Below are 11,950 nucleotides of genomic sequence, written 5' to 3'. Positions count from 1 at the left end.
TTCCGCGCCGGTGAAGTTGACTTTTGGCTGCGTGGCGACGGCAAGGAAGGCATGAGCCACTTTGGCGACGGCGTGCTTGTGTCGCGGGACGGCGACTACCTTACCGGCGAGCGCCTGTGGAGCGGTTCGGTGATCAATGGCGACAAATATCTGCTGGCCATTACCAACGGCACCGACATAGAAATTGATTACTACCTATTTGCGGGCGACGTTTACAACGCCGAACTTGGCCCCAAGGCTCCACCTACTCCGGTTCCGGTTTACGAGGTGCGCGAGTCGCCCACCACGGCTGAACCGCTCAAACTGGGCGAGAACCTGGGCCGCTTGCAACCCGGCGAGCAGGCCTGGCATAGCTTCTTTATCACCGATTTTGACAATGAACCGTTTGAAGAGATGGCCTTGACCATGGTGATGACGCCCGACGATGGAAATCGCATTTACTATGTGCCGTTTGACGTTTTTGCCGCAGGCGATGTGAAATATTGGTCGCCCACCGACACCCAGAACGCCCAAATTACCAATATGGGCGCGGGCAGTGTGGTTTTCCGGGATAACAATCCCCAAACCGGCGAACGTTTCTGGAACGGCTGGGTGATTGACAACAGCCTTTACCTGGTGCAGGTGCGCAATGGCTCCGATGTGCCCATTGATTACCACCTCTATACCGGCGATGTTTACAGCCCCGAATTGGGCGAAAAAACCGAACAGGTTGTTCAAGTGGCGGCCGACCCCGGCACCGAACGCGGCGCGCCTTTCCCGCTGGCCTTGGGTGTTAACAAGGGCAGCCTGAATCCCGGCGAGGATGTCTGGTATACCTTTACCCGCGCCGACGTGGGCGCTGCCGGCGGCCAAACAGCCTTCACCATGGTGATGACCCCCAATGATGGCAACCGGGTATACAAAGTTGGGTTTGAAATGTTTGAAGGCAGCCAGTCCAACAGCTTTGGTAAAGGCAGTATTGTAGAGCGCGACAACGACATCGCCACCGGCGAGTTCATCTGGGGCGGGCAGGTCCGGCCTGATAGCGTCTACTACATGCGCATCAACAACGACAGCGACGTGGTGATCAACTACTGGATCTTCCCGGAAGACGTTATCAATGCTAATCTGCAATAACCTGGCCTAGATATTGACGAAAAAAAGAGCGACCTGAAAAGGTCGCTCTTCTTTTGCTTCATTAACGTTAATGGGCTGGTGGGGCAAACTTATAGGGCGGGGAAAGTCATCCTGCTCCAATGGTCTGGCGCAAATAAGCCTCAATAAAATCATCAAGCCGGCCGTTGAGCACGGCTTCGGCGTTGCCAACCTCATGGTTGGTGCGGTGGTCTTTGACCATTTTGTAAGGGTGCAACACGTAAGAGCGAATTTGGTTGCCCCAACCGGCCTCCACGTGCTGGCCCTTAAGCCGGGCCTGTTCTTCCTCTTGCTTTTTCAATTCCAGATCGTATAACCGGCCCCGCAAAATGCGCATGGCTGTTTCCCGATTTTGCAGTTGGCTGCGTTCGTTTTGGCAGGTCACCACCAGGCCGGTGGGCATGTGTTTCAGGCGAATAGCCGTGGCGTTTTTCTGGACGTGCTGGCCGCCGGCTCCGCCGGATTTATAGACGTCGATCTCCAGATCATCGGGATTGATCTCAATGTCAATGTCTGTGTCCAGATCGGGCACAACTTCTACCAGGGCAAACGAGGTGTGCCGCCGGTTGGAGGCGTCAAAGGGAGAAATTCTGACCAGCCGGTGGACCCCTCGTTCTGCTTTGGCGTAACCATAGGCATATTCGCCCTCGATTTCTAAGGTGACGCTTTTTAGCCCCGCTTCTTCGCCAATGGTCTGATCCACAATGGCGGTTTTGTAGCTGCCGGCCTCGGCCCAGCGGGTGTACATGCGCAGCAACATTTCCACCCAGTCCTGGCTCTCGGTGCCGCCGGCCCCGGCGTGAATGGATAACAGGGCCGAGTTTTTATCGTGAGGGCCTGATAGGACAAGTTGAAATTCCAGTTTGTCTAACAAACTCTCCAGCGCATCAACCTCATCGGTCAACTCGGCCAGTAACGAGTCGTCCTCTTCGGCGGCGGCCATTTCGATCAGTTCCAGGGCGTCCTTGACCCGGCGTTGAATTTTTTGCCACGTGTCCACCATCTCCCGTAAATCGGCCAGTTGCTGCATTTTGGCCTGGGCGGCGCGTTGATCGTGCCAAAAATCGGCGGCCCCGGATTCTTTTTCTAAGGCTTCAATTTGTTTTGTTTTTCCAACAACGTCAAAGACGCACCATGTTTGAACCGATGCGGTGCGCCATCTCGGTAAGTCGGTCGTGCAGGTCTTCCATAATTATGTATTTATCTCCTCGCTGTAAAGTGATAGACCATTCAAAACCAAACCAAAATTATAGCACCAATTGGACATAAAGGCCAAGAAAAGTGGGGACTCATTTTGGACTTGTTATAGCCGTGCGTAGTTGTCTTTTTGCTCTCTTGGATTATAATTTAGGCAGGGTTCAGCGAACCTGCCATTTTGGGCCATCGTACTTTTCTGTAGTTCCCCTGACCCCGGCAAATGGGTTCACTGAGCACACAAAATCCGCTAAATTATTATATTCAGGAGGCAAGCTATGGAAGCATTGTTAGGTTTAATACCGTGTTTGGGGTTCGTGGTCATTATTCTGCTCTTTCTTGTCTTTTCGGCCATCAGAATTGTGCAGGAATACGAGCGAGGGGTCATCTTCCGCCTGGGGCGATTTGTGGGGGCCAAAGGGCCGGGCTTGTTTTTTATTATCCCCTTTATTGACCGCATGGTCAAGGTAGACTTGCGTACGGTCACCTTGGATGTTCCTTCGCAGGAGGCTATCAGCCGCGATAATGTTACCCTTAAAGTTAATGCCGTGGTTTATTTCCGCGTCCTCGATCCCGGCAAAGCCATTATCCAGGTTGAAGATTATCGGCGGGCTACCTGGCAAATTGCCCAAACCACCCTGCGGAACGTAATTGGTCAGAGCGAGTTGGACGAACTGCTGGCTCACCGGGAAAAAATCAATGAGCAATTGCAGCAGATCATTGATGAGCAAACCGAACCCTGGGGCATTAAGGTTTCTATTGTTGAAATTAAAGACGTGGAATTGCCGCAGACCATGCAGCGGGCCATGGCCAGACAGGCCGAGGCCGAACGCGAAAAACGGGCCAAAATTATCCACGCCGAAGGTGAAAAAGGCGCAGCGCAACAGTTGGCCGAAGCCGCCGAAGTGATTGGGCGCCAGCCGTCGGCGTTGCAATTGCGCTATTTGCAAACCTTAACCGAAATTGCCGCCGAGAAGAACTCTACCCTGATCTTCCCGGTGCCCCTTGACTTTTTGAGCGCCTTTAGTGAATGGGTCAAGTCCAGCACTGACCGGGCAAAGTCATAACCATAATCACGGCCAAAGGAAGCGCGACGAGCGACAAAGGACGAAAAACGAACAACGAACGACAAAGGACTGGTGGGCACTTGGCCCAAACATAGCCATTATTTTCTCTGGTAGAAATGGCGATAAGCGTGACAATTGACCCACTAGATTGGTTATTTGGCGGTCGTTGGTCGTTCGTCATCGGTCGTTGGTCGTTTGGCCAGAAATGCCAAAGTTAGCTAAACAGGGCGGCACCGTATCACCCAAACAGTGCCGCCCTGTTTTATAAGCTTAAATGATTATGTCTATTTAACAAAGGTGTGGTATAATTAAGCCAGGCTCGGTTTACTTTGCTGTCGAGGTTATCTCATGCGTAATCTAATCGGCACGCTAAAAGATTTATACATTCGCTTTCTGGTCTGGCTTGGGGCGGCGCCGCCACCGGGTTATGAGTATCTATTGTCTGCTGATGAGGCTGGCCCCAGGGAATATACCCTCAAAGAAGGGGAGACAATCTTTTCCGTGGCCCGCAAATTTGGGGTCCACTATAATCTTATTGCCCAGGCTAACGGCCTTGAGGACCCCGAAACCGTGCAGCCCGGGGAAACACTGCTCATTCCGCCTCCCGAGTGGGACCCGGCTTCCGGCCCTTTGGTCGCGCCATCACCAGAGCCACCGGAACCGGTTCCATCTCCTGCTGTCCCGCCGGCGCCAACGGAACCTCCCGTTTCGCCCGACAAAGAAGCTGGGCCGGAAGCAATAGATTGGCTGGCCGAAGCTGAGCAAACGTCTGTTCCGTTTTCAGCCGAAGAAGAACCCACCTTGTTACCCGACGAGATTGATACTTCAGCCGGAACGCCGGAGTGGCTCCTGGCCGATGAGCCGTTGCCCCAGGCCGAAGCGGTTGATGACAACACGCTGACCGACGATATTTCTTTGGACCGTTTGCAGTGGCTGGTTGCGGCTGAACCGCTCAAGGCTGAAACTCAGCCCCCCGTGCCCGAAACCGCACCAGGGGAGACACTCGCTTCTCCTGAAGTCGCGCCTTCGCCCGTAGCCGCCGCAGGCCGGGAAATGGTGTTCAGGTATCAAGTGCAGCGGGGCGATACGCTCAGTTCCATCGCCAAAAGATATAGTCTAACGGTCAAGGACCTGGTTGAAGCAAATGGCATTGCCGACCCCAACTTTATCTTTCCCGGTCAGAAGCTGGTTATTCCCGGCTATATGCATCCCAAACCGGGATCGCCGCCAGGGACCGAAGCGCCGCAACCGCCCCCCCCGCCGGTTGAATTTTTTATTTATACCGTGGCCCAGGGCGATACCTTGAGCGCAATTGCCAAACGATATGGCGTTACGGTGCGCCAACTGGTTGAGGCCAATCAGGTCCAGGAACCCAATTTGATTCGGGTGGGCCAGCGTTTGGTTATTCCAGGGGTGATTCAGCCGCCCACCGCTCCCCCCCCAGAGCCGCCGCCGCAGGTGGGAACAGAACCTATCGCGGAACCCAAGCCCGCCCAACCTGAATCTCTCCCTGAACCTGTAGACGCCAGTTTTCCGCCCCTGGGGCCTGGGGATGCCATTCGCGCCCTGTATGTGAGTTATTTTGCCATTGGCCATGCAGAACTCCGCCAGCACGTTTTTTCGCTGCTTGATACCACTGAGTTTAACGCCGTGGTGATTGACGCCAAAAGCGACTACGGCTGGATCAGTTATCCCACTCAAATTCCCCTGGCCCACGAAATCGAGGCCGCCCGCCCCACGGCCAGAGATTTTGACCAGGTTTTGCAGCAATTCAAAGCCCGCGGCATTTATACCATTGCCCGCATCGTAACCTTCAAAGATAGCCCGCTGGCCAAGAGCCGCCCTGATCTGGCCGTCAAAATAAAAGAATCGGGCGAAATCTGGCAAGATCGCGAGAATTTAAGCTGGAGCGACCCTTTCCTCAAACCGGTGTGGGATTACAATGTCCAGGTGGCGGTGGAAGCGGCCCAAAAAGGCTTTGACGAAATTCAATTTGACTACGTGCGTTTTCCCACCGCCAGCCAGGCCGGCGCGCCTCACTTTTCCCAGGAAGTCAACAAAGAAACCCGCGTTGCCGCGGTGACCGGTTTTTTGAGCGCGATGCGGGGCCAGCTTGAGCCGTTTGGGGTGAAAGTAGCCGCCGACACCTTTGGCTACACCTGTTGGCGCAAAGACGATACCCTCATCGGCCAGGACATCGAACGAATGGCCCGCTACCTGGACGTGCTTTCACCCATGTTATACCCCTCTACTTTTGGCAGCGGCATTCCCAACTATAAACTGGCTATTGCCCATCCTTATGAAGTGGTGTACGAAAGCGCCAAACGGGCCGTGGAGCGGGTGAGCCAATTGGGCTGCACGGTGCGCCCCTGGATTCAGGATTTTCCCGATTATCGGTTTGACCGGCGCGTTTATGGCCGGGCCGAAATCCAGGCCCAAATCAAGGGCTGTTTCGACGCCGGCAGCACGGGCTTTATGGTTTGGGACCCGCGCGTCAAATATACCGATGGCGCGTATGCGTTGGTAGTGGGGCGTTCATAGGGGGCGCTCACCTCGCGCTCTTTCAGCCGCACCGATTTTTTGAGCAAGCTGGACCGTTTGGGGCGGGATGCAGCGCCCAATGCTTTCCCTTCTACACCTACGACGAAGACGGTAGCAACTTGGGCGCTGGCGCAATTTCGAGCGCGGTATCAGCCCTCACCTTTCGCTGGCGCGACTCCCCTCTGAGGGGACGGGGGTGAGGGCTATTTTCAAAGGAGGTTACACTATGGTCAGCGGTAAAGAGGTGGCAACAAAGCTGCAACGCAAGTTGAAATTTGGCCAGATTGGCGGGGGACGCGATGCCTTTATTGGCGCGGTGCATCGCCGGGCGGCCCTGGCCGACGGCTTTACCGAATTGGCGGCGGGAGCGCTGGCCGGTTCGCCGGAGAAGGCCAAAGCCTCGGGGCAAGATTTGTTATTAAACCCGGCGCGCAACTATGGCTCCTGGCCGGAAATGCTAGAAAAAGAGAGTGCCTTACCCGAGGGCGAGCGGATTGATTTTGTGTCTATTGTTACGCCCAATCACGTCCACTTTGAACCGGCGCTGGCCTTTATTGAAGCCGGTTTTAACGTGATCATGGACAAGCCGATGGTGCATACCAGCGAGCAGGCCCGGGCGTTGGTGCAGGCCGTGGAAGAACACGACATTGTTTTTGGCCTGACCCACAACTACACCGGCTATCCAATGGTTAAAGAAGCGCGCCATATGGTCAAGACCGGCAAATTGGGTAAAATCCAACGGGTGGTGGTGGAGTATCCCCAGGATTGGCTCTTGACCCGGTTGGAAGCGGAAGGGCAAAAACAGGCCGCCTGGCGCACCGACCCGGCTCGCTCCGGTATTGCCGGCGCGGTCGGCGACATTGGCTCGCATTGCGAGAACCTGGTCAGTTATATCACCGGCCTGGAAATCGAAGCCCTCTGCGCGGATTTGCATACCTTTGTGCCGGGCCGGTTGCTGGACGACGACGCCAGCGTGCTGCTGCGCTTTAAGAACGGGGCGCGGGGCATTTTGTGGGTGTCGCAAATTTCCACGGGGGAAGAGAACGGTCTGAACATCCGGGTATACGGCGCCACAGGCGCGCTCTATTGGCGGCAGGAGAACCCCAATTATCTCTACTTTACCCCGCCCGGCGGTCCGGTGCAGGTGCATCGGCGCGGGGCCGATTATCTCTGCGCCGCGGCGCAACGGGCTACCCACCTCCCGGCCGGCCACCCCGAAGCCTTTTTTGAAGCCTTTGGCAACATTTATCTGAACTTTACCGATACGATCCGCGCTCGCCTAGAAGGCCGTGCGCCAACCGAATTAGAACTGGACTTTCCCACCGTCTACGACGGCGCCCGTGGGGTAAAGTTCATTGAGCAGGTGGTGGCCAGCAGCCGGAGCGAGCAGAAGTGGCTGCCGTTTGTTTAGCCCTACCAGAGCAACAAACCGGGCCGTTCCAGGGTTTTTACCACGTCTTGCAAAAACTGCGCCCCCACCGCGCCATCCAAAACGCGATGGTCCAGCACCAACGACATCGTCATCATGGGGCGGATGACCACCTCATCCCCGACCTCTCCCTCCCTCACCACGGCCCGTTTAGCCGTTTGACCTACCGTTAGAATGGCGCTCTCCGGCGGGTTGATGATGGCGGTAAAATGATCAATGCCAAACATGCCCAGGTTGGTGATGGTAAAAGTGCCGCCGGTCACGTCGCCGGGCGTCAACCCGCCCGCCCGCGCCCGTTCGGTCAGGTCTTTCAGTTGCCGGGCAATTTCGCCCAGGCCCAACTGCTCGGCCTGGCGGATAACGGGCACAATCAAGCCCTTGCCTTCGGGCAGGGCTGTAGCCACGCCGATGTTGGCGGTGGGGTGCAGGTAAATGGCCTCGTCGCGCAGCGAGGCGTTTACCCAGGGGTGGCGTTTGAGAGCATGGGCGCACACCTTTACCAGGATGGCCGTTACCGAAAGCCGGGGCTGCCCTTGTTTTTCCGCCTCAAGGTTTAATTCCTGGCGCAGGGTTTCCGCCGCGGTCATGTCCACTGCCACAGTCAAAGTGATGTGGGGCGCAGTCTGGTAACTTTGCTGTAAGCGCTGGGCAATGGTGCGCCGCATGCCTTCCAGTGGAACAACCTGGGTTGCCTCTGGCGCAGTTGGGGGCGGTATAGGCGCAGCCGGTTGGGCCTGGGTTTGTTTGGCCACGGTCAGGGTATCGGCTTCCTGGATCCGTCCCTGCGGTCCGGAACCCTGGATTTGGGCCAGGTCCAGCTTGTATTCGCGGGCCACACGCCGGGCCGCCGGTGTGGCCCGCGGGCGCTCATCCGCCGTGATGGCTGTTGTGTGGGTGAGATATTTTTCCACGTCGGCCCGGGTTATTCGGTGGGCGGTATCAGCGGCCGGCACTTGTTTGATTTCAAGGCCGGCCTCGGCGGCCCGGCGCAAGGCCATAGGCGTGGCTCGCACCGGGGTTGGGCCGTTAGGGGGCGTGGCGGAAGCGGGTTGGCCGGCCGCCTCAGGCGGGCTTGGTGTCGTTTCCGGCCCGGACTCGCCTGGGGCCAGGACATAGGCGATCACGGCCGTCACCGGCACCACGTCGCCCTTTTGCACCTTCACCCCGGCCAGCACGCCGCTGGCCGGGGCTTCAACCTCCATCACCACTTTGTCGGTTTCCACCTCCAAAATGGGATCACCCTGTTCCACCATGTCGCCTTCCTGGATGAGCCAATTGACCACTGTCGCGTTTTCCTGTGTCATCTCAAACTTGGGCATAATAATTGGAGTGGCCATCAATATTCACCTTTAATCAAGGCCCGCGCTTCGCGGACAATGTCGTCCACTTGCGGCACGGTGCGCCGTTCGAGTTCACGATTGTAGGGAATAGGAATATCCAACCCGGCCAGGCGGCGGACCGGCGCGTCGAGATAATCAAACGCTTCGCTGCCCACCAGTTGGGCCACCACTTCGCCGCCAAAGCCGCCGGTCATTGGCGCTTCATGCACCACCAAGGCTTTACCCGTTTTTTTGACCGATTGGATCATGGGGGTGGGGTCAAAAGGCTTTAAAGTCCGCGGGTCAACAATTTCAATTTCAAGCCCCTCTTTGGCCAGCTCTGCCGCCGCTTCCAGGGCGCGAGACACCATAATGGAGTAGGCAATGACGGTCAGGTCGGCGCCCTCGCGTTTGATGTCGCTCTGGCTCAAAGGGATGGTGTAGTACGCTTCGGGGACAACGCCTTTGGTTTTGTACAGCAGCTTGTTCTCTACAAAAATAACCGGGTTGTCGTCCTCAATGGAGGCCAGTAGCAGCCCTTTTACATCGTAAGGCGTGGCGGGCATCACCACCTTCAGCCCCGGCACGTGCACAAACCACGCTTCCAGGCTCTCCGAGTGTTGGGCTGCCGCGCCCGTGCCCGACCCGGCGGGCGTGCGCAGCACCAGGGGCACTTTGGCCTTGCCGCCAAACATAAAGCGCATTTTGGCCCCTTGCAGCACAAGCTGTTCCATGGAGAGGGTGATGAAGTCCATAAACTGAATTTCGGCAATGGGCCGCATGCCGGTGGCTGCCGCGCCAATGGCGGTTCCGGCAATCACGGCTTCAGAAATGGGCGTGTCGCGCACGCGCTCCGGGCCAAACTCTTCCAGCAGGCCGTCGGATACGCCAAACGCGCCGCCGTACACGCCTACGTCTTCGCCAAACAGAAAGACCCGCTCGTCGGCCTGCATAGCTTGGCGCATGGCTTCTCGCACGGCCTGGGCGTAGGTGATTTCACGGCCGGTGGTTTCGATTGGGGCGGGTGGCGTGGCGGTTAGGGTTTGTTGTTCAAGCATAAACGCCCTCCATAATTGTGGCCGGGTCCGGGTCGGCGGCGGTCTCGGCAAAGGCCACCGAGTCTGCAATGATCTGAGTGGCCTGGGCCGATACCTGATTAAGTTCCGTTTCCGTAAACAGACCGGCCTCCATTAATTTGTTTCGTAGGCGCAAAATAGGGCAGCGATCCTGCCATTCCTTCACTTCTTCGCGGGCGCGGTAGCGTTGGCGGTCGCTTTTGGAATGGCCTCGCCAGCGATAGGTGACGTTCTCAATCAACGACGGCCCTTGCCCGGCGCGGGCGCGCTGAACCGCTTCTTTTACGGCCACGTACACTGCGATGAGGTCGTTGCCGTCCACAGTTACCCCCGGCATGCTGTACGACGCGGCCCGTTTGCTCAGGCGATCCACCGAACTGCCCCGGCTGAAGGCCATAGACATGCCGTACTGGTTGTTTTCACACACATACACCACCGGCAGTTTCCAGATGGAAGACAGGTTCAACGACTCGTGAAACGCGCCTTCATTAGATGCGCCGTCGCCAAAAAAGGTCAAACATACATTATCGGTGCGGCGCATTTTCAAACTCAGCCCCACCCCCGGGGCCAGGGGAATCCCGCCGCCTACCACGCCGTTGGCCCCCAGGTTGCCGCCATCCACATCGGCAATGTGCATCGAGCCGCCCCGGCCCCGGCAGTAGCCCACTGCTTTGCCAAAGAATTCGGCCATCATCAGGTTCAGGTCCGCGCCCTTGGCAATGCAGTGGCCGTGTCCCCGGTGGTTGCTGAGCATCAAGTCATCCGGGCGGATAGCCAGCACCGCGCCCATTGCCGAGGCTTCCTGGCCAATAGACAGGTGCATCGTGCCATGAATTTTGCCCAGTGCGTATAGGGCTTCGGCTTTTTCTTCAAAATAACGGATCAGGTACATTTTAAGCAGGGTCTCGCGGAGCGTTTCCGGTGACAGCCCGGCAAAGTCAATTTTAGATTTTTTTGTCTTTGTTGCCATAAAACCGTCCTATAGTTTTTAGGATTCAGGATTAAATAAGTTGTGCAACGAGAATGGCCCGGTAATTCCACTGGGGTAAGAAATCATCAAAAACAATGCGCATGGTTTCCTTGAAATCGGCTGCTACTTTCCGTCCGGTTTCATACACTTTATCAATATTGAGACCCAAGTCGTATAGGCTGTGGGGAATGATAACGCCCTCGGCGTAGCTGTGGAAATCATGGTCGTAGGTGTGCAGTTCGGCCAGGGTATACAAGTGTCCGTCCCGATAGAAATTGCCGATATACTCCTTTTTCTTGGTATCCATGCTGAGGATCGGGTTGCCTGCCGCTACAAAGTCGGCCTTGAGCCGCAGGATGTTCTCAAATTGCTCATTGCGGTTTTTTAGCTCTTGCTTCAAGCTGGTTTTCTTTTTGGCTTTGCGGCGGCGGCAGTTATGCTTTTTGCGCAATTGGCCCACCACAAACTTGCTGACGGTAATGCCGTACTCGTCCCGCAACGCCTTGACAATCTCGCCCGGCGTCAGGTTCGTCCAGCGCACCGTCTCATCCATGGGGTCGCCTGCCGTGTGATCCCGCAACACGGCCAGGGACTTTTCGTCCAGAACCGCGCCCCAGACAACCGTATATCGTTTGCGCCCACCGCCCGTTTTGCGAATGCGCTGTTCCACTTCGCGCGTCGGCAAGCCGCTCACTTCACGGGCCCCTTTGCTGACGGTGTTCCGGCTACAGCCCAATACCCGGGCAATATAACTCCGTCCGCCTGAACCAAACCGCAGAGCTTCCAACCCAGCAAAGCGGCGGCGATCTTTCTCGTTCAGACTGTGGTAAAAGCGGCGCATCGTTTCTTCGACTTCGGGCGAATAGGGTGTCATTTGTGGTCTCCTGGCGTATGTTTTAATCAGACCAGAATAACACCACAGTTTTTATTTTTTGGCGAATCGCCCAACTTATTTAATTCTCATTCCTTAGAGGTTGTTTTAAATGACATAATATACAGGCTTGAATGGAACTTGGTCGAAGCTAAAATACCCTCAAAAGAGACTTTATTGAGGAGGAAAAACCCATGCAACGTCGGCCAAGAAGTTATCCCAGCGATATGAGCCACAAGGAATGGAAGATCATCAGGAACCTCCTGCCCGTGCCAGCGGATAACCAGAGACTATGTTATCAACAAATTATCAATGCTATTTTCTATATCAACCGCACGGGTTGCCAATG

At 56.2% G+C, this 11,950-nt stretch carries 9 protein-coding genes; 4 read left to right on the top strand and 5 right to left on the bottom strand.

Annotated elements, in window-relative coordinates; genetic code table 11:
- On the top strand, positions 1 to 1,116 hold a 1,116-nt coding region (locus tag JW953_02175; GenBank protein ID MBN1991481.1), incomplete at its 5' end, for a hypothetical protein.
- Positions 1,117 to 1,222: 106 nt separating this feature from the next.
- Here JW953_02175 and prfB read toward each other — a convergent pair.
- Positions 1,223 to 2,324 (bottom strand): peptide chain release factor 2 gene (gene prfB / locus JW953_02170; GenBank protein MBN1991480.1). Its coding sequence is split into 2 segments (ribosomal slippage): positions 1,223 to 2,257 and positions 2,259 to 2,324, totalling 1,101 coding nucleotides; the frame shifts between segments, so codons are not numbered across the junction.
- A gap of 282 nt (positions 2,325 to 2,606) precedes the next feature.
- On the opposite strand from prfB, the gene JW953_02165 reads away from it, so the two are divergent.
- From JW953_02165 to JW953_02155, 3 genes are all read left to right on the top strand, one after another.
- Positions 2,607 to 3,395 carry a slipin family protein gene (locus JW953_02165; GenBank protein ID MBN1991479.1) on the top strand — a complete coding sequence of 263 codons (789 nt, stop codon included), beginning with the start codon at positions 2,607 to 2,609 and terminating at the stop codon, positions 3,393 to 3,395.
- 348 nt (positions 3,396 to 3,743) lie between these two features.
- Positions 3,744 to 5,936 carry a LysM peptidoglycan-binding domain-containing protein gene (locus JW953_02160; GenBank protein MBN1991478.1) on the top strand — a complete coding sequence of 731 codons (2,193 nt, stop codon included), beginning with the start codon at positions 3,744 to 3,746 and terminating at the stop codon, positions 5,934 to 5,936.
- A gap of 226 nt (positions 5,937 to 6,162) precedes the next feature.
- On the top strand, positions 6,163 to 7,347 hold the full coding sequence (locus JW953_02155; protein MBN1991477.1) for a Gfo/Idh/MocA family oxidoreductase: 1,185 nt from the start codon (positions 6,163 to 6,165) through the stop codon (positions 7,345 to 7,347).
- A gap of 2 nt (positions 7,348 to 7,349) precedes the next feature.
- Here JW953_02155 and JW953_02150 read toward each other — a convergent pair whose 3' ends face one another.
- From JW953_02150 to JW953_02135, 4 genes are read right to left on the bottom strand one after another with little or no spacing between them, the layout of a single operon-like run.
- The gene (locus tag JW953_02150) at positions 7,350 to 8,702 is read right to left on the bottom strand and encodes a 2-oxo acid dehydrogenase subunit E2 (protein MBN1991476.1); all 1,353 of its coding nucleotides are present in this window, start codon (positions 8,700 to 8,702) and stop codon (positions 7,350 to 7,352) included.
- The gene (locus JW953_02145) at positions 8,702 to 9,742 is read right to left on the bottom strand and encodes an alpha-ketoacid dehydrogenase subunit beta (protein MBN1991475.1); all 1,041 of its coding nucleotides are present in this window, start codon (positions 9,740 to 9,742) and stop codon (positions 8,702 to 8,704) included. Before JW953_02145 ends, JW953_02150 begins: the two co-directional genes overlap by 1 nt.
- On the bottom strand, positions 9,735 to 10,730 hold the full coding sequence (locus JW953_02140; protein MBN1991474.1) for a thiamine pyrophosphate-dependent dehydrogenase E1 component subunit alpha: 996 nt from the start codon (positions 10,728 to 10,730) through the stop codon (positions 9,735 to 9,737). The genes JW953_02145 and JW953_02140 overlap by 8 nt, the downstream gene beginning before the upstream one ends.
- Positions 10,731 to 10,761: 31 nt before the next feature.
- The gene (locus tag JW953_02135) at positions 10,762 to 11,571 is read right to left on the bottom strand and encodes a hypothetical protein (protein MBN1991473.1); all 810 of its coding nucleotides are present in this window, start codon (positions 11,569 to 11,571) and stop codon (positions 10,762 to 10,764) included.
- Positions 11,572 to 11,950 lie beyond the last annotated feature (379 nt).

The sequence above is a fragment of the Anaerolineae bacterium genome, assembly GCA_016931895.1.
Classification (GTDB): domain Bacteria; phylum Chloroflexota; class Anaerolineae; order 4572-78; family J111; genus JAFGNV01.
Note: the sequence above shows the minus strand (reverse complement) of the source record. Positions and strands in the feature narration are given on the sequence as shown.

Coding starts and splice junctions, on each gene's coding strand:
- JW953_02145 (MBN1991475.1), bottom strand. CDS start 9,742: ATGCTTGAACAACAAACCCTAACCGCCACGCCACCCGCCCCAATCGAA.
- JW953_02140 (MBN1991474.1), bottom strand. CDS start 10,730: ATGGCAACAAAGACAAAAAAATCTAAAATTGACTTTGCCGGGCTGTCA.
- JW953_02165 (MBN1991479.1), top strand. CDS start 2,607: ATGGAAGCATTGTTAGGTTTAATACCGTGTTTGGGGTTCGTGGTCATT.
- JW953_02155 (MBN1991477.1), top strand. CDS start 6,163: ATGGTCAGCGGTAAAGAGGTGGCAACAAAGCTGCAACGCAAGTTGAAA.
- JW953_02160 (MBN1991478.1), top strand. CDS start 3,744: ATGCGTAATCTAATCGGCACGCTAAAAGATTTATACATTCGCTTTCTG.
- JW953_02135 (MBN1991473.1), bottom strand. CDS start 11,571: ATGCGCCGCTTTTACCACAGTCTGAACGAGAAAGATCGCCGCCGCTTT.
- JW953_02150 (MBN1991476.1), bottom strand. CDS start 8,702: ATGGCCACTCCAATTATTATGCCCAAGTTTGAGATGACACAGGAAAAC.